Origin of the sequence: Pseudomonas sp. BIGb0278 (assembly GCF_024809895.1) — a bacterium.
GTDB classification, from domain to species: Bacteria; Pseudomonadota; Gammaproteobacteria; order Pseudomonadales; family Pseudomonadaceae; genus Aquipseudomonas; species Aquipseudomonas shirazensis.
Window position 1 is genome coordinate 1399752 of record NZ_JANUEL010000001.1, and the last position, 17580, is coordinate 1417331.

Genomic DNA, 17580 nt, shown 5'->3' on the forward strand with positions numbered 1-17580 from the left:
GCGCTACTCGAGGGGGATGGTCAGTTGGTTGATCACAGCGCGCGTCTCAGGCCGCACCCCGCGCCACCAGGCAAACGCCTCTGCCGCCTGCTCGACCAGCATACCGACGCCGTCAGCCAGGTTCGGCACGCCCTGCTCGCGGGCCAGCCGCAGGAATGGCGTGAGGCCTTTGCCGTAGGCCAGCTCGTAGGCTAGCTGGGCACCGTTCAATACGTCAGCAGGCACCGGCGGCAGCTCGCCGCTGAGGCTGGCCGAGGTGGCATTGATAACGATATCGAAGGTCTCGCCCTGCAGCTCTTCGTAACGGCTGATGCGCAGCAGCGGGTGGTCGACTTCATTGCGCAGCGCCACGGCCTTGGACATATCGCGGTTGACGATGACCAGCTCCAACGGCGCTGCCTGCAGAAACGGCAGCAGCGCACCACGCACCGCACCACCGGCGCCGAGCAACAGCACGCGGCGGTTGCGCAGCGGCTGGCCAAGGTTGCTTTCGATGTCGCGAAGCAAGCCGATGCCATCGAAGTTTTCCGCAACGATGCGCCCGTCTTCGAACTTCAGCGCGTTGGCGGCACCGGCCAACTGGGCGCGCTCGCTGCGCCGGTCGGCCAGCTCGAACGCGCGCAGCTTGAACGGCGCGGTGATGTTCATGCCCAACCCGCCCGACTCGCGAAAGCCCAGTACCTGCGCTTCGAAGCCGTCGAGTTGGCCTTCGATGGCGCCGTATTCAAGTACCTGCTCGCTGACCTGGGCAAACAGGCCGTGAATCAGCGGCGACTTGGTGTGATTGATCGGCCGCCCGATCACTGCATAGCGGTCAGTCATGCTGCATCTCCGTGGCTGAACAAGACCCCATCTGCCTGCATCGCAGCGATCTGTTCAGGGCTGAAACCAAGCCCGGCGGCGATTTCGGCGTTGTGCTGGCCGAGGTCCGGGGCGACCTGGTGAATGGTGGTATCGCAGTCCGAAAAGCGAAACGGCAGGTTGGGCAGGCGCAAGGTGCCGTAGCGCGGGTGCTCCTGCTCGATGACCATGTTGCGGGCTTTGATCTGCGGGTCGGCGAGCACCTCGTCAATGCGCTGGACCTTGGCGCTGGGGATGTCGATGCCGTCGAGCAAGGCGAGGATATCCGCCACCTGCCGCGCGCCGACCCACTCGCGCACCACCGCCAGAATATCCTCGCGATTGGCGTTGCGCCCGTTCAGGCTGTGGAAGCGGCTGTCACTGCCAAAGCCGCTCGGGCCGCCGTTGGCTTCGAGCATGGCGGCGAAGCGCTGCCAGGCGTCGTCCACCTGCGCGGCGATCACCAGGTCACCATCGGCGGCGCGGAACACCCCGTACAGGGTCGACGTCGGCATGTCATGCCCGGTCTGCTCGGGCAGCACGGTGCCGTCGGACAGCGTGTAGCACTGCACGGCGTATTCGTGCATCGACACCAGCGTGTCGTAGAGGGCCATGTCGATATGCTGGCCGCGGCCACTGCCGACCCGGCCCAACAACGCCGCGTTGATTGCAGCTACGGCATGAATGCCGGTGTACATGTCACCCAGCGAAATACGCAGCAACGGCGGCGCCTCGCCGGGTACGCCGACCATCTGCATGATGCCGCTCTTGGCTTCGGCGATCAGGCCGAAGCCTGCGCGGTGCGCATCAGGCCCGGTGTGGCCATAGGCCGAGATCGAGCAATAGACCAGCCGCGGGTTGCGCGCCGACAGCTCGCTGTAGCCCAGACCGAGCTTTTCCAGTGCACCGGGCCGGTAGTTTTCGATGAAGACGTCGGCCGAGTCGGTCAGGCGCTGCATGAAGGCCTTGCCGCGCGGGTCGCGCATGTTGACGCTGACGCCCTGCTTGCCCATGTTCAGCTGCAGAAAGTAACCGCTCTGCTGCTCGTCCAGGGTGAAGGCATGCTGGCGGCCCGCGTCACCTGTGCCTGGGCGCTCGACCTTGATCACTTCGGCGCCCAGCGCAGCCAGGCAGCGGCCAACGTAAGGGCCGGCGAGAAAGTGGCTGTAATCGATGACGCGGATTCCCGCGAGTGGTAATGCCTGACTCATGCCTGCGCCCTCCTTGGGACCATCAACCGGTGCTCGCCACGCTGCACCACTTCGCCGTGCTGGTTGATCAGCTCCGACGGCAAGACCACGATGCCCCAGCCTGGGCGGCTCTTGCTTGCGCGCATCGAGCCGACGCGCATGCGCACGTGGAGCACGTCGTTGACCTTGATCGGCAGGAGGAAGTCCCAGGTCCAGCCCAGCGACATGCCGGGCACGAAGCGGTATTCGCATTGGGTCTTGAGGCCGTCGGCAATCGACAGGCCGAACAAGCCATGGGCAACCAGGCAGCCAAAGTGGCTGGCGTTGGCGTAAGCCTCGTCGACATGGACCGGGGTGTGATCACCGGTAAGGTCGGCATAGGCCAGAATGCGCTCACGGGTCACGGTATAGCTTGGGCTGATGCACTCGTCGCCTTCACGGGCATCGTCCCAGAATTTTTCCACTACGTTCATGCTTGCTCCTGTGCACGTGGGTCAATCGCCAATGCCTGGGCTACGCAGCTGACCGGCCGGGCCTGAATCAGCTCGATCGCCAGGCCATCCGGCAGGCGAAACCAGTTGAAGCCTTGCGGCAATGGCGTGACGCCGAAGCGCTGCGCAGCAGCCAAGCTGGCCTCGAGGTCTTCGCACATGATGCCCAGGTGGGCCATGCGCCCTTCCGGGCCGGCAAAATCCGGCTGATGGATGAACTGCAAACCGCCCAGGGTCCAGTACTGCGCAGGCTGCTCGAGGCTGCCCTGGACTTCACGCATGGTCATGCCGCACACCTCGCTGAAAAAGCCGATGTGCCAGTGGATGTCCTTGACGAAGAATGCAACGTGTTCGAGGTAGGCTTTGGCAGTCACTTGAAGTCCCTCTTTTGATAGTCGGCCATGGCGCGTTCGATGCCTTTGATGCAGGCCACCAGGGTCGCGTTGACCGGCGTGGGCACGCCATGGCGCTGGCCCCAGCGCACGACGGAGCCGTTGATGAAGTCGATTTCGGTGATCGAGCCTTTTTCCAGGCTCTGCAGCATCGAGGTGCGAAAACTCGCCGGCAGGCCTTCGGCAGCCAGTTGCCAGGCAGCTTCTGGGCTGGTCAGGCTGAGGCGGATACCGGCCCGCTCGGCGACCGCGATGGCTTCGGCCACCGCTGCCTTGGCCGTGCTCTCGAGCAGCGGTTCGCTGTACAGCTGGCCATAGCTGAGCATGGTGATGCCGCTGAGCGCGCCGGTGGCGACGTTGACCAACAGCTTGTCCCACATGGTGCCGAGGATGTTGTCGCTGACACTGGTGGCCAGCCCGGCGCCGTTGAAGGCGTCGGCAATGGCTTGCACCCGTGGCGTCAACTGGCCGTCGAGCTCGCCGATAAAGGTCTGCTTGCCGGCTACCCCGGCGCGGATCGAGCCGGGCGCCAGCAGCACGCCACCGACGTAGGTCTTGCCGGCCAATACCTGCTCGCGACCGACCGCCTCGGCCAGGATGTCCTCGTGACCCAGGCCGTTCTGCAGTGACAGCACCAGTGTCTGCGGGCCGATCAAGGCAGTGGCGCCGGCAATCGCTTCAGCGGTATGGAACGACTTGACCAGCACCACCACCAGATCGGCCGCGCCGATCTCTTCGGCATCGACGCTGGCGTTGACCCGCACGTGGCGCTCGCCACGCTCATCGTTGACGTGCAGGCCGTGCTGGTTGATCGCAGCGACATGCGCCTGGCCGCGGTTCAACAACCAGGTTTCGTGCCCCGCCTCGCTCAAGGCAGCGCCAATGGCGCAACCGAGGGCGCCGGCTCCAAGAATGCAGATTTTCACGTCGCAAGCCTCCTGTGCTTTGCGACTACATTAGGCAGGCGGGCTTATTTGGGCTATACAATGGCCTCAATAGCACTATTGAGAATTACAATAATGACCCCGTTGGATGCCCTGCCAGATCCCAAGCTGCTGCGCCTGTTCGATGTCCTCTACAACTGCCGCAGCGTGACCCGCGCCGCCGAGCAACTGGGCCAGAGCCAGCCGACCATCAGCATCTGGCTGGCACGCCTGCGCGAGCAACTGAACGACCCCTTGTTTGTACGCACCCCCGGCGGCATGGCGCCCACGCCGCGGGCCGACCAGTTGATCGGGCCGTGCCGCGAGGTGCTCGAATCGCTGCGCCGACTGACCGCCTCCGAGCCACAATTCATCGCCGCGACCGCGCAGCGGCGTTTTCGCTTATGCGTCAGCGATGCCAGCCACATCACCTTGCTGCCGCGCATCCTCAATCATCTGCGCTCGCACGCGCCGGGCATCCGCCTGGAAGCGGCACGCATCGACGGCAATACCGAAAGCGCGCTGGAATCAGGCGAGGCCGACCTGGCCATTGGTTTTGTGCCCTGGCTGGGCGGCGGCATGTACCAGCAGGTGTTGTTCGAGCAGGACTGGGTGTGCCTGAGCAACCCCAAACATGCCACTGACGGGGAGCCCATGAGCATCACCCGCTACCGGACCGAGGGACACGTGCAAGTCAGTGCCGGCACCGGCCAGAAACTGCTCGAGGCGGCTCTGACCAGGGCCGGCATCGAGCGCCGGGTGATGCTTGAGCTACCCGGTTTTCTCGGGCTGGGCATGGTGGTCGGCTCGACCGACCTGATCGCGACGCTCCCTCGGCATATCGGCCAGACACTCGCCGCCATGCATGGCCTGCAGATGACCGATTGCCCGCTTGCGGTCGACGGCTTCACGGTCAAGCAGCACTGGCACGCACGCTACCACCAGGACAGCGGCAATCGCTGGTTGCGCGAGTTGATTCGGCAGTTGTTTCAGCCGCCACGGCTGGCGGATGGCCACGCCTGACAGCGCGGGCTGCTGCATCAACACGCCGACCGCTGATCCTGCGGCGGATGGTCGCAGGGCCAGCCCCCTTGGCAAATCCAGGATAACGCTTAAAATCGCGCCTCCTTTTCGCCAGTCACCCTGCTACAGGCACCCTCGCTACCGGTCCGCAATGGCCCGGCCCAGCCTGCGCGGCAAAAAGGCACACATCTGCTGATTTCTTCTTGAGGTATGTATGTCTCCGCGTTTGCTGGCCATGGCGCTGGCGCCCCTGCTTGGGCTGTTCATCATGGCCCTGGGCAATGGTTTCATGTCTTCGTTGACCACACTGCAACTGGGTACGGCGGGCGAATCGGCGACGATGATCGGTATCGTCTCTTCGGCCTACTTCATCGGCCTGACCCTGGGCGCCCTGTTCAATGACCGGCTGATCCTGCGCATCGGCCACATCCGTGCCTACAGCAGCTTCGCCGCGCTGATCGCCGCCACCAGCCTGATGCAGGGCCTGTTCTACGACACCATCTGGTGGATGGCCATGCGCCTGATCAACGGCTGGGCTGCCGTCGGCGTGTTTCTGGTGATTGAAAGCTGGTTGCTGATGGCCGGCGACGCGAAGATCCGCGGGCGTCTGCTGGCCCTTTACATGATCGCCTTCTACGGTGCTGGCGTGCTGGCCCAGGCTGCGTTGGGCGAGATCACTGGCCTGGGCGCCAGCGCGCCATACATGGTTGCCGGCATGCTGGCGGCGCTGTCGGTGCTGCCGATCGTGATCCTGCCGCAGGTATCGCCGGTGCTCGATCAGGTCGAACCGCTCAAACCCCGGCAACTGCTGGGCGTAGCCCCTACCGGCCTGGTCGGTTGCTTTGGTTCGGGCGTGGCAATCGCCGCGGTGTATACCTTGTTGCCGCTGTACTTGCAGCGTATCGGGCTGGCGGTAGGTGAAGTCGGCACCATGATGGCCTGGGTGATTCTCGGCGCCATGCTGCTGCAGTATCCGGTGGGGCGCTGGTCGGACCGCAAGGACCGCCAGGATGTGCTGATCACGCTGGCCGCGCTGTGCACCGTGCTGTCGCTGGTGATCGGCCTGCTGCCGGCCAACTCGGTGCTGTTGCCGGCAATGCTGTTCCTGCTCGGCGGCTGTGTGTTCGCGGTGTACCCGGTGTCGGTCAGCAGCGCTGCCGACCGCGCCCCGGCGGATGCGCTGGTGCCGATGATCCAGGGCCTGCTGCTGATCAACTCGCTGGGCTCGGCAATGGCGCCGCTGGCGATTTCGCCGGTGATGACCTCGTATGGTGAAGTCGGCCTGTTCTGGGCCTTTGCCGTGATCAACCTGGCCATGGTCAGCTTCTTCCTCTGGCGCCGTGGCAAGCGCCCGGCACCGGAGCATCCCGCGCCGTTTGCTGCGAGCACCACGTTCTCGCCGAGTGGCGCCGAACTGCGGGTGACCGAAGAACTGCGCCATGCCGTGCAGGAGCACCCGTCGATGGCTGAAACCCAGGCGCCGGCGCCTGCTGCAGAACACGCCTGACCCGCGCCGGGGGCATGACCGCTCGTCGCCCGACGGGCACCCTGCCCCCGCTGGCGTGGCCGAACACATGACGATCATCCTTACAGGAGATTCACCATGGTTCGCTTCCGCCCGCTTCCGTTAGTTCTCGCCCTGTCGTTGGGCCTTGCCTCCACCGTCAGCATTGCCGCCACTGACATGAACAGCGGCAAGACCACCACTGAGCAGTCCTCTGGCGACCAGCCGCGTGGCAGCACCGCCGGTGACGGCAGCAGCGTCAATACGCCCGGCGGCAGCCCGGATAACGACAGCAGCGATACCGGTACCGACTCCGATGGCGCAGATGGCAAGACCCCTGGGCCAAGCGACTCGAGCAGTGCCGAACAAGACGATCATTGATTGCAGGGGCGCTGTGGGGAAACCTGCAGCGCCGCGCTTCAGTTCAATCAGCGCCAGTGGCGCTGTTCTTCGACTACCTGTTCATGCGCCTGGAACATCAGCGGCAGTTGCTCCTTGAGCATGTCCAGCCAGGTCCGCACCTTGGCATCCAGATAGTGCCGGGACGGATAGATCGCATAAATCTCCCGCTGCCGCAGACGATGTGGCGCTAATACCCGGCATAGCCGTCCCTGCTCGATGGCCCTGGTCGCGGAAAAATACGGAATCAAGCCAATCCCCATACCCAGCTCGGTAGCCTGCAACATGGCATCCGCGACGTTGGTCAGGAAGGTCTGCTGCGGTTGAATCACGCAGCTCTCGGCCGCTTGCTCAAATACCCAGTCCTCTTCGAACAATGGGTCGCCCATGCGCATACACACATGCTGCTGCAGGTCCTCTGGTCGCTCGGGCACGCCGTGACGCGCCAGATAGTCAGGTGAGGCACAAAGGATGCTGTAGATGCCGCCCAGGGGGATGGCAATCAGCTGCGAATCCGGCAAGCCGCGGCCGATGGTGATGACCACGTCGTGGCCCTCATCGAGCGGATCGGGGTTGCGCTGCGACAGGGTCAGCTCCATCACCACTTCCGGGCAGGCCGCCTGATAGGCCGCCACCAGCGGCATCATCAGCAGGCCCAAGCCATGGGTGGAGTGCACCCGCAGCCGCCCGCGCGGGGTAAGGTGCGCGCCGCGCGCCTCGTCCATGGCCTCTTCACTGAGCAACAGGATCTGCCGCGCCCGCTCAAGGAAACGCTCGCCCGCCTCGCTCATGCGCAGGCGCCGGGTGGTGCGGTGCAGCAGGCGGGTCTGCAACTGGTTTTCAAGCTCGGCGACGATGCGTGAGACCTGGGCGGCAGAGATGTCGAGGGCATTGGCGGCGCCCGCGAAACTGCCGCAATCGACTACCCGGGTGAAAGTCCGCATGGCATGCAGCATGTCCATGGAAGCGCGCTCCTGAAATTTAATTCGTACATCAAGAGCAGCAATCTATCACGTTGCAGGCCATTTATTGTGAATCGCCAAGCAATGCATCATGGCTCATACGTAAGAGGAGCTCATCATGAAAGCCGTTATCACAATTTTTGCCCTTCTCAGCTCAGTGACTACCACCGTTGCCTACGCCGACCAGGGCAATCAACAACCAGTACCCGCAGCGGTTGAGCAATACCACTACGGCATGCCGTTGGACGTTGCCAAGGTGATTTCCATTACACCGGCAAGCGACATCGAAGACTGCAAGGTGGGCACCGCGCGGATGGCCTATCTGGACCAGCAAGGCCAGCGCCACGACATCAGCTTCCGCGAGATGGGTAACTGCTCGCAGATGTAATCGATCAGGCCCCGGCCAGCAGTTGAGTAATCCACTCGACCTGCTTGCTGAACAGCCGGGCCTTGGCCTGCGGCACCTCTTGCGCATGCTCGAAGTGCGCCAGGGTCTGCTGGCGCTGACGCAGCACGCGGCGCCACTTGCCCAGAAACGCCTCGCTGCGCTGCTCCATCAAGCGCGGGCCAAACAATAGCTGCTGCGGCGTGTAGACCACGTCAGCAGCCGGCACGGCAACGATGATCTCGTAGTCGAAGCGGTTCTCGCGCAGGACCTCTTCATGCTCGATGCGGTAACCGTTGTTCATCAGCCAAGTGCGCAGCTCCTGCTCGCCACCGTTGGGCTGCATGATCAACCGCTCGCTGCCAGCCAGGTGATTCTTGCCGCGCTCGAATATCTCGCACATGGTCTCGCCGCCCATACCGCACAGGCTGACCACATCGATCCGGTCACTCGCTTCGATCGCCGCCAGGCCATCCGCCAGGCGCACGGCGATACGCTGCTCCAGGCCATTTTTACGCACCTTGCGCTGCGCCGAGTGAAACGGCGTCTGCGCCACTTCGCCAGCCACGGCAAACTCGATCGCCCCGCGCAGCATCAACGCCACCGGCAGGTAACCGTGGTCCGAGCCAATATCCGCCAGCCGCGCAGATGCCGGCACGTTCGCCGCGACCCGTTCCAGGCGCTGCGACAGTGTGTGTTCGTTCAAGCCCTGTTCCTTCTGCATAACCGAGGCTGTGCGCTCGGCCAAATGGCCGCGATTCTGACCGGCAATGCCTACTATTTCAATTTCAATGGCCCAGCGGCGGCTCGACCGGCCCGGCTCGCTCACGTAGGCTTGCGCCTTTCCTCCCGTGCTAGGCATCTATTCCCATGGCAAATGCAGACATCACCTTCATTCCAGACCCAGACCCGGAGTCGATCTCGTCCGACGTGACCGGCTTCGGCAATTTGCTGGTGAGCACGCAGATCCCGACCCGGGCAGACGGCAGCCTGGAGCTGGGCGGGATTGTCGAGCAAAGCGAATGCACTCTGCAGGCGCTGAAAACTGCCCTGGAGCGCGCTGGCAGTTCCATGGACCGTGTGCTGCACTTGACCATCTACCTCACCGACATGGCCGACCGGCCTGCATTCAACGAGGTCTACCAGCGCTTCTTCAGCCAGCCATGGCCGGTCCGGGCCGCCGTTGGCGTGGCCGCACTGGCAGTGGAAGGCATGCGCGTCGAAGTAACCGCAATGGCCGCCAAAGCCTGACGCGATCCCCCTGTAGGAGCGGCCTTGTGTCGCGAAAGGGGCGCGTAGCGGCCCCGGCGATTTTGCGGCGTGGCGCAGATCCTGGGGCCGCTACGCAGCCCTTTCGCGACACAAGGCCGCTCCTACGGGGACCGCGTAAGCCGCACTTTTATCACCGTTTCAAGCTGCAGGAAGCCCCATGCGTCGCCATTTCACCGTTCTACTGCCAACCCTCGGCCTGTGCAGCCTGGCCCATGCCGAGCCTGCAACCACCTTCAACCTGCTCGAGCCGGTGGTAGTCACGGGCACCTATGCACCCAACCAGAGCTTCGACCTGCCCTACTCCATCGACACCGTGGAACGCGCGCAGATCGCTGATGGCCAGTTGGGGGTCAATTTGTCCGAGGCGCTCAATCGCGTGCCCGGGCTGGTGGTGCAGAACCGTCAGAACTACGCCCAGGACCTGCAGATATCTTCTCGCGGGTATGGCGCTCGATCGGCATTTGGCATTCGCGGGATCAAGCTGCTCAGCGATGGAATCCCGGCAAGTACGCCCGATGGCCAGGGCCAGGCAGCTTCGCTCAACCTAGATGTGGCCGAGCGCATCGAAGTGCTGCGCGGCCCTGCGTCGGCGATCTACGGCAGCAATGCCGGCGGCGTGATCCAGATGTTCTCCCGCGATGGCGCCGGGGCGCCCAAAGTCGGCGTCGACACCACCTTTGGCAGCGATGGCTTCAACAAGAACCATGTCTACGGTGAGGGTGGCAATGACTATGCCGGGTTCGTCCTCGATGCTTCTCGCTTGGACACCGATGGCTACCGCGACCACAGTGCGGCCCGGCGCGACCAGACCTTTGCCAAGGTGCATGTGCGCCCCGATGAAGACAGCCGCCTGGCATTGATCTTCAGCACTTTGGAGCAGAACGGCACGCAGGACCCGCTGGGGCAGACCTGGCAAGGTTACAAGGCTGATCCGCGCTCAGTGAGCAGCCGCGCCGAAGAATACAACACGCGCAAAAGCATCCATCACCAGCAAGTGGGGATGAATTACGAGCGATATTTCGGTGACGCGACCTTGCAGTTCAATCTGTATGCGGGCAAGCGCAGTGTGATTCAGTATCTGTCCATTCCGAGAGATATCAACGGCGTGATCACTGCGGCAAACCAGCGCGGTGGCGGCGTGGTCGATTTCGACCGGGAGTTCCACGGTGGCACCTTGCGCTGGATTCAACCGGTCGAAGTCGCCTACGGTGCCCTGACCCTCACCGCCGGCGCCGATTACGACCGCAGCACGGACGACCGCCGCGGCTTCCAGAACTTCAGCGGCGACACGCTGGGCGTCAAAGGTGAACTGCGTCGCGACGAGAAAGACACCGCCACCAGCCTCGACCCTTATCTACAAGCTCACTGGGAGCTCGACCGCTGGACCGTGGATGCTGGCGTGCGCCGCAGCAGCATGGAAATGGAGGTCAACGACAAGTACCTGGCCAATGGCGATTCCAGCGGCTCGAAAAAGTATCAACGCACCACGCCGACACTGTCGGTGATGTACGCCTTCACCCCTGAGCTGCACGGCTACGTCAGCGCTGGCAAGGCGTTCGAGACCCCGACGCAGGCCGAGATGGCCTACGCGCCGGGGGATGCCGAGGGCTTCAACTTCAACCTCAAGCCCGCGACCAGCACGCAGTATGAAATAGGTCTGAAGGCCCGCCCGGACGAGCGTACGCGGATCAACCTCGCAGTATTTGAAATCCAGACTGAGGACGAAGTCGTGATCTCCGGTTCAAAGGACGGCCGCACCAGTTACTACAACGCAGGCAAAACGCTGCGCCGTGGCCTGGAACTGGGCGTGCAACGTGAGCTGAGTGAATATTGGCAGGCCAACATCGCCTATACCTTCCTCGATGCCACCTACGACGAGTCATTCGGTAATGTCGATAAAGGCAACAAACTGCCGGGCGTGCCGAGTAACAGCTTGTTCAGTGAGCTGGTGTGGAAACCCCGTCCAGGCATCAGCATGGGCCTTGAAGGTCAATACCGCAGCAAGGTCTATGTCGAAGACAGCAATGAGTGGAAAGCAGCCCCAAGCTATACCGTATTCAACTGGCGCACCCGATTCGAGCAAACCATGGGGCCGTGGACCTTCCATCAACTGATTCGCTTGGACAACCTGACTGACCGCCAGTATGTGGGCTCGATCATCGTCGGCGACAACACCAACCGCCGCTACTACGAAGCAGCCCCCGGCCGCTCCTGGTACGCCGGCGCCGGCATGGAATACCAGTTCTGACCCCTGCCCCGGCTGCAGCAGCCTCGATCCAGGCCGCTGCAGCCGGAGTCAGCCTCAACCAAGCACTCGATCAATAGTCAACGGGAACTCACGCATCCGCTTGCCAGTAGCGTGATACACCGCATTGGCCACCGCCGCCGGCACCCCGACGATACCGATCTCACCGACGCCCTTGGAGCCGAGGGCGTTGACGATCTCGTCCGGTTCATCCACGAACAGCACATCGATATCGGCGAAATCCGCCTGTACCGGAATGTGGTACTCCGCCAGGTTGTGGTTCATGTAGCGGCCCAGTTCATGGTCGATCAAGGTCTCTTCATGCAGCGCCATGCTGACGCCCCACACCACCCCACCGAGAATCTGGCTGCGGGCCATCTTTGGATTGATCACCCGCCCCGCTGCAATCGCACTGACCACCCGCCCAAGACGCACCGTACCGAGCTCCTCATCGACCCGCACCTCAACGAATACCGCTGAGTGCGTTGCCGTTGCATAGCCGTCACGGCGGGCATCGGGCTCGCACACCACCTTCGCCTCCAGGCCACTGCGCGGCAGTATCTCGCCCAGCGGATAACGGCGGCGACCCACGTGCAGCTCACCCTCACTGATAACCATGTCCTCAGCCGGATGTCCGGCCAGCTCCGGATAACAGCTACGCGCCGCCATCAGCAGTTTGCCACGCAGCACTTCACAGGCCTGGCGCACCGCTGAACCGACCGACGACACGGTGAACGAGCCCCCCTGCAACGGTGCGGTCGGCAGCGCCGAATCCCCCAGCAGAAAGGTCACCTCAGCCGGCGCCATGCCCATCGCGTCGGCGGCGATCTGGGTCATCACGGTATAGGTGCCGGTGCCGATATCGGTGGTCGCGCTGCTAACCACCAACTGGCCGTGGGCATCGAGGCGCGCACGGGCGCTGGCTTTCATCTGCATCGCTTCCCAGACCCCGCCGGCCATACCCCAGCCGATCAGCTCATGGCCTTCGCGCATGCTGCGTGGCTGCGGATTGCGCGCGGCCCAGCCAAAGCGTTCGGCACCTTGGCTATAGCAGTCCAGCAGAGCTTTGCTGGAATACGGTTTACCTTCGTTGCCGTTGCTCTCGGCAAAGTTCTGCCGGCGTAACTCGACCGGGTCCATGCCCAGTTCCACCGCCAGCTCGTCCATCGCACATTCCAGGCCAATCAAGCCCAGCGCCGCGCCAGGCGCACGCATATCCAGCGGCGTGTAGACATCCAGCGGCACCAGGCGGTAGTCCATGGCCACGTTGTCACACTGGTAGAGCATGCCGCTCCACTCGACTACGTGCTCGCTGAAGTCTTCGAAGCGCGAGGTCTGGCCGGTAGCGGCGTGATGGATCGCCTGCAGCTTGCCCTGCGCGTCAGCGGCCAGGCGCAACTGCTGCACAGTGCGTGGGCGGTAGCCGAAGGTGAACATTTGCTGGCGCGTCAGGGTGACGCGCACTGAGCGCTGCAGTTGCAGCGCCGCCATCACGGCCAGTGGCAACTGATACTGCGGGCGCAAACCAGAGCCGAACGCGCCGCCGACATAGGCCGCGAATACTCGCAGTTTCTCCTTGGGCAGGCCGAACACGCTGTGCAGATAATCACGGCAATTCTGCGTGCCTTGGGTCTTGTCGTGGACTTCCAGATTACCGCCTGGGTGGTAGATGACCGTGGACGCGTGCGGCTCCATCGGGTTGTGATGCTCGATCGGGGTGCTGTAAGTAGCATCGACCCGCACCTGTGCAGCGTCATAGGCTTGCTGGAAGTCGCCGCGGGGTCTGGGAAGCTCAGCCGGCGCGGGATGGGCCTGCCCGGCGAGCAGATCGGTCTGATGGGCGTCGGTTTCGTATTCGATGCGCACCAGCGTGCCGGCATGCCGGGCCAGTTCGAGGTTGTCGGCGACGACCAGTGCCAGCGGCTGACCGCTGTAGAGCACACGGTCGTTGTATAGCGGGCGAAACGGCGAGCCATCGGCCGAATCAGCGTCTTCGTACTGCTCGTCTTCGCCCGCCAGCTTTGGCCGGTTCTGATGGTGCAGCACCGCCACCACGCCTGGCAGGCGCAATGCTGCCTCGCAGTCGATATGACGCACGCGGCCGCGGGCGATGGTGCTCGAGACCACGCTGCCGTGGAGCAAATCAGGGGTGGGGTATTCGGCCGCGTAACGGGCCTGACCGGTGACCTTGGCCGGGCCGTCGACGCGATCCATGGGCTGGCCGCTAACGGGTTTCAAGGTATTCATCAGGCAACTCCTGTTGCGGCAGCTTCAGTGAAGGCGCGGACGATGGCCGCGTGGGCCAGCTTGATCTTGAAGGCGTTGTGCGCCAGTGGCTGGGCATCAGCCAGGAGCATGTCCGCCGCAGCGGCGAAGCTCTCGCCGGTGGCAGCGCGGCCCTGCAGCATCTGCTCCACCGCTGGGTTGCGCCAAGGCTTGTGGGCGACGCCGCCAAGCGCCAGCCGGGCGCTGACGATCTTGTCGCCGTCCAGTTCCAGCGCGGCAGCAACCGAGACCAGCGCAAACGCATAGGAGGCCCGATCACGCACCTTGAGGTAGTGGCTGTGCAGGCTGAACTGCGGCGCCGGCAGCTCGATGGCGGTGATCAGTTCATCGTCGGCCAGTTGGTTGTCGCGCTGCGGGCTGTTACCCGGCAGGCGGTGGAAGTCCCCAAAATCGATCTGGCGCACGCCAGCCTTGCCCTGCACATGTACCCGCGCCTCAAGCGCTGCCAGCGCCACACACATGTCCGAGGGGTGCACCGCAACGCAGCTGTCACTGGCGCCGAGAATCGCATGGATGCGGTTGAGGCCATCACGGGCGGGGCAGCCCGAGCCAGGTTCGCGCTTGTTGCACGGCGTGCCGGCGTCATAGAAGTAGTAGCAACGGGTGCGCTGCAGCAGGTTGCCACCAGTGCTGGCCATGTTACGCAACTGCGGCGAAGCACCAGCCAGGATCGCCTGGCTGAGCAGCGGATAGGCCTGTTCGACGAGGGGATGCCAGGCCAGTTCGGCGTTGCTTACCAGCGCACCGACCAGCAGCCCGCCCGCCTCGGTTTCGCTGATCTGGTCCAGCGGCAGGCCGGTGATGTCGATCAGGTGTTCGGGCTGGTCGAGGTTTTCTTTCATCAGGTCGAGTAGGTTGGTGCCGCCAGCGATAAACCGCGCCTGTGGGCCGGTCAGGGCCAAAGCGGCGTCGATGCTGGTGGGCTTGCTGTACTGGAACGGAGTCATGGCCGCGGCCCTCCATGAATCAACGGCAAGGTCGCTTCCACGGCATCGAGAATATTGCTGTAGGCACCGCAGCGGCACAGGTTGCCACTCATGGCTTCCTTGATATCGTCACGGCTGCGCACGCGGCCTTCGTTGGCCATGCCCAGCGCCGAGCAGATCTGCCCGGGGGTGCAGTAGCCGCATTGGAAGGCATCATGCTCGATGAAGGCTTGTTGCAGCGGGTGCAGGCTGTCGCCGTCGGCGACCCCTTCGATGGTGGTCAGCTGGTCGCCATCGCACATGATCGCCAGGGTCAGGCAGGCGTTGACCCGGCGGCCATTGCGCAGCACCGTGCAGGCACCGCACTGGCCGTGGTCGCAGCCTTTCTTGGTACCGGTCAGGTCGAGCTGCTCGCGCAGCAGGTCAAGCAAGGTGGTCCAGGGCTGCACCTGCAGCTGCCGGGGCGTTCCGTTCAAGCTCAGGCTGATGGCCTGGCCGCTAGGGTCGGTCGGGGTGTCGCTCATGGTCGGGGCCTCATCACGGTCGGTCGGGCTATGTTTTCAGGTACGACCGGGTGGCAAGCGCAGGCGTTCAAGCTAATTGACCATTACCGACTCACCATCGGGCAGTGCGCAGGTGCCGCGTGAGCGTTTCACCGTTACAATGCCCGCCTAAACCGTGACAGCCCGAAAAAATAAAGCCATGTCCTTGCCCAAGAATCACCTGGAACTGCTCAGCCCTGCCCGCGACGTGGCGATTGCCCGCGAAGCCATCCTGCACGGCGCTGACGCCATCTATATCGGCGGCCCGAGCTTCGGCGCGCGGCATAACGCCTGCAACGAAGTCAGCGAGATCGCCGAACTGGTCGAGTTCGCCCGGCGCTACCATGCGCGGGTGTTCACCACCATCAACACCATCCTCCATGACAACGAGCTGGAGCCAGCGCGCAAGCTGATCCATCAGCTGTACGATGCCGGCGTCGATGCGTTGATCGTGCAGGACCTTGGGGTGATGGAGCTGGACATCCCGCCGATCGAGCTGCACGCCAGCACCCAGACCGACATCCGCACCCTGGCTCGGGCGCGTTTCCTCGATCAGGCCGGCTTCTCCCAGCTGGTGCTGGCGCGTGAACTCAACCTGCAAGAGATCCGCGCGATTGCCAGCGAAACCGATGCGGCCATCGAGTTCTTCATCCATGGCGCGCTGTGCGTGGCGTTCTCCGGCCAGTGCAATATCTCCCAGGCGCAGACCGGGCGCAGTGCCAACCGTGGCGACTGCTCGCAGGCCTGCCGCTTGCCGTACACCCTCAAGGATGATCAGGGCCGAGTAGTAGCGTTCGAGAAGCACCTGCTGTCGATGAAAGATAACAACCAGACCGCCAACCTCAGCGATCTGGTCGATGCCGGCGTGCGCTCGTTCAAGATCGAGGGCCGCTACAAGGACATGGGCTATGTGAAGAACATCACTGCCCATTACCGCAAAGAGCTCGATGCGATTCTGGAGAACCGCCCCGAGCTGGCGCGAGCTTCCAGTGGCCGCACCGACCACTTCTTCATGCCCGACCCGGACAAGACCTTCCACCGCGGCAGCACTGACTATTTCGTCAGCGACCGCAAGATCGACATCGGCGCGTTCGACTCGCCCACCTTCACCGGCCTGCCGGTAGGCGTGGTGGAAAAGGTCGGCAAGCGTGACATGCAGGTGGTCACCGAGGTGCCATTGAGCAACGGTGACGGCCTCAACGTGCTGGTCAAGCGCGAAGTGGTGGGTTTCCGCGCCAACATCGCCGAGCTCAAGGGCGAGTTCGAGGAAGACGGTGCACCGCGCTACCGTTACCGGGTCGAGCCCAACGAGATGCCGGATGGCATGTACCGGCTCAAGCCGAACCATCCGCTGTCGCGCAACCTCGATCACAACTGGCAGCAGGCCTTGCAGCGCACCTCCGCGGAGCGCCGGGTCGGCGTGGCCTGGCAGGCGCAACTGAGCGAGCAGCGTCTGCAGCTGACCGCCACCAGTGAAGAAGGCATCAGCGTCAGCGTCGCCCTCGACGGCCCGTTTGGCCCAGCCAACAAGCCGCAACAGGCGCTCGATCAACTGCATGACCTGCTCGGCCAACTGGGCACCACCCAGTACCACGCCAGCGCTATCGAGCTGGATGCACCGCAGGCGTTCTTCATCCCCAACTCGCAGCTCAAGGCTCTGCGCCGTGAGGCCATCGAGGCGCTGACCGCAGCACGGATCGCTGCCCACCCACGCGGTGCGCGCAAGGCCGAAAGCAGCCCGCCGCCGGTGTATCCGGAATCGCACCTGTCGTTCCTGGCCAACGTCTACAACGAGAAGGCCCGGGCGTTTTATCACCGCCACGGTGTGCAGTTGATCGACGCCGCCTACGAGGCTCACGAAGAGCTGGGCGAAGTGCCGGTGATGATCACCAAGCACTGTTTGCGGTTCTCCTTCAACCTGTGCCCGAAACAGGCCAAAGGCGTGACCGGCGTACGCACCAAGGTCGCACCGATGCAGTTGATCCAGGGCGACGAAGTGCTGACCTTGAAGTTCGATTGCAAGCCGTGTGAGATGCATGTTGTCGGCAAGATGCGCTCGCACATCATCGACCTGCCTTCGCCAGGCAGTGGCGGCGTGCAGCAGGTGGTTGGGCATATCAGCCCGGAAGACCTGCTCAAGACGATCATCCGCGCTCCGCACTGATCGGCCTGCCGCAGCGCTTTGTCAGCGCTGCGGCTC

The 17580-nt window shown here is 63.7% G+C and carries 17 protein-coding genes; 7 read left to right on the top strand and 10 right to left on the bottom strand.

The genetic code is table 11. From position 1 onward, the window contains the following. Positions 1-3 precede the first annotated feature (3 nt). Genes aroE through M2396_RS06395 form a run of 5 tightly spaced genes read right to left on the bottom strand, consistent with a single transcriptional unit; the run spans position 4 to position 3839 of the window. Positions 4-822 (bottom strand): shikimate dehydrogenase, encoded by an 819-nt coding sequence (aroE, locus tag M2396_RS06375; protein WP_259073899.1) that lies wholly within the window; start codon positions 820-822, stop codon positions 4-6. Next, on the bottom strand, positions 819-2051 hold the full coding sequence (locus M2396_RS06380; RefSeq protein ID WP_259073903.1) for a CaiB/BaiF CoA-transferase family protein: 1233 nt from the start codon (positions 2049-2051) through the stop codon (positions 819-821). The genes aroE and M2396_RS06380 overlap by 4 nt, the downstream gene beginning before the upstream one ends. After that, positions 2048-2503: a MaoC family dehydratase gene (locus tag M2396_RS06385; protein ID WP_150572629.1), complete on the bottom strand. Its 456-nt coding sequence runs from the start codon at positions 2501-2503 to the stop codon at positions 2048-2050. The genes M2396_RS06380 and M2396_RS06385 overlap by 4 nt, the downstream gene beginning before the upstream one ends. Further along, a complete protein-coding gene (locus tag M2396_RS06390) occupies positions 2500-2895 on the bottom strand; it encodes a VOC family protein (RefSeq protein WP_101319171.1) in 396 nt (131 codons plus the stop codon). The genes M2396_RS06385 and M2396_RS06390 overlap by 4 nt, the downstream gene beginning before the upstream one ends. After that, positions 2892-3839: a ketopantoate reductase family protein gene (locus M2396_RS06395; RefSeq protein ID WP_259073906.1), complete on the bottom strand. Its 948-nt coding sequence runs from the start codon at positions 3837-3839 to the stop codon at positions 2892-2894. Before M2396_RS06395 ends, M2396_RS06390 begins: the two co-directional genes overlap by 4 nt. Positions 3840-3932: 93 nt before the next feature. Between M2396_RS06395 and M2396_RS06400 the strand changes: the two genes are divergently transcribed. The 3 genes from M2396_RS06400 (at position 3933) to M2396_RS06410 (ending at position 6744) form a co-directional block, all read left to right on the top strand. Then, positions 3933-4859, top strand: coding sequence for a LysR family transcriptional regulator (locus tag M2396_RS06400; RefSeq protein ID WP_101319168.1), 927 nt, complete (start codon positions 3933-3935; stop codon positions 4857-4859). Between the two features lie 214 nt (positions 4860-5073). Beyond that, a complete protein-coding gene (locus M2396_RS06405) occupies positions 5074-6366 on the top strand; it encodes an MFS transporter (protein WP_259073909.1) in 1293 nt (430 codons plus the stop codon). A gap of 96 nt (positions 6367-6462) precedes the next feature. After that, positions 6463-6744: a hypothetical protein gene (locus M2396_RS06410; RefSeq protein ID WP_259073911.1), complete on the top strand. Its 282-nt coding sequence runs from the start codon at positions 6463-6465 to the stop codon at positions 6742-6744. 47 nt (positions 6745-6791) lie between these two features. Here M2396_RS06410 and M2396_RS06415 read toward each other — a convergent pair whose 3' ends face one another. After that, a complete protein-coding gene (locus tag M2396_RS06415) occupies positions 6792-7724 on the bottom strand; it encodes a LysR family transcriptional regulator (protein ID WP_101319162.1) in 933 nt (310 codons plus the stop codon). A gap of 118 nt (positions 7725-7842) precedes the next feature. Between M2396_RS06415 and M2396_RS06420 the strand changes: the two genes are divergently transcribed. Next, positions 7843-8112 (top strand): DUF2790 domain-containing protein, encoded by a 270-nt coding sequence (locus M2396_RS06420; protein WP_150572632.1) that lies wholly within the window; start codon positions 7843-7845, stop codon positions 8110-8112. Between the two features lie 4 nt (positions 8113-8116). Here M2396_RS06420 and M2396_RS06425 read toward each other — a convergent pair whose 3' ends face one another. Continuing rightward, positions 8117-8815: a class I SAM-dependent methyltransferase gene (locus M2396_RS06425; RefSeq protein WP_101323010.1), complete on the bottom strand. Its 699-nt coding sequence runs from the start codon at positions 8813-8815 to the stop codon at positions 8117-8119. A 164-nt stretch (positions 8816-8979) separates the two neighbouring features. Here M2396_RS06425 and M2396_RS06430 point away from each other — a divergent pair, with 164 nt between their 5' ends. Both M2396_RS06430 and M2396_RS06435 read left to right on the top strand, forming a co-directional pair. Further along, positions 8980-9360: a RidA family protein gene (locus M2396_RS06430; protein WP_101319158.1), complete on the top strand. Its 381-nt coding sequence runs from the start codon at positions 8980-8982 to the stop codon at positions 9358-9360. Positions 9361-9538: 178 nt separating this feature from the next. Further along, a complete protein-coding gene (locus tag M2396_RS06435; protein WP_259073917.1) occupies positions 9539-11629 on the top strand; it encodes a TonB-dependent receptor in 2091 nt (696 codons plus the stop codon). A gap of 54 nt (positions 11630-11683) precedes the next feature. On the opposite strand, the gene M2396_RS06440 is transcribed toward M2396_RS06435, so the two are convergent. The 3 genes from M2396_RS06440 to M2396_RS06450 are packed head-to-tail and all read right to left on the bottom strand — an operon-like array spanning position 11684 to position 15362. After that, on the bottom strand, positions 11684-13873 hold the full coding sequence (locus tag M2396_RS06440; protein ID WP_259073919.1) for a xanthine dehydrogenase family protein molybdopterin-binding subunit: 2190 nt from the start codon (positions 13871-13873) through the stop codon (positions 11684-11686). Then, a complete protein-coding gene (locus M2396_RS06445; RefSeq protein ID WP_259073921.1) occupies positions 13873-14859 on the bottom strand; it encodes a xanthine dehydrogenase family protein subunit M in 987 nt (328 codons plus the stop codon). The genes M2396_RS06440 and M2396_RS06445 overlap by 1 nt, the downstream gene beginning before the upstream one ends. Further along, positions 14856-15362: a (2Fe-2S)-binding protein gene (locus M2396_RS06450; protein WP_181087856.1), complete on the bottom strand. Its 507-nt coding sequence runs from the start codon at positions 15360-15362 to the stop codon at positions 14856-14858. Before M2396_RS06450 ends, M2396_RS06445 begins: the two co-directional genes overlap by 4 nt. 178 nt (positions 15363-15540) lie before the next feature. Between M2396_RS06450 and M2396_RS06455 the strand changes: the two genes are divergently transcribed. Then, the gene (locus tag M2396_RS06455) at positions 15541-17544 is read left to right on the top strand and encodes a U32 family peptidase (protein WP_259073924.1); all 2004 of its coding nucleotides are present in this window, start codon (positions 15541-15543) and stop codon (positions 17542-17544) included. Positions 17545-17580: the final 36 nt, after the last annotated feature.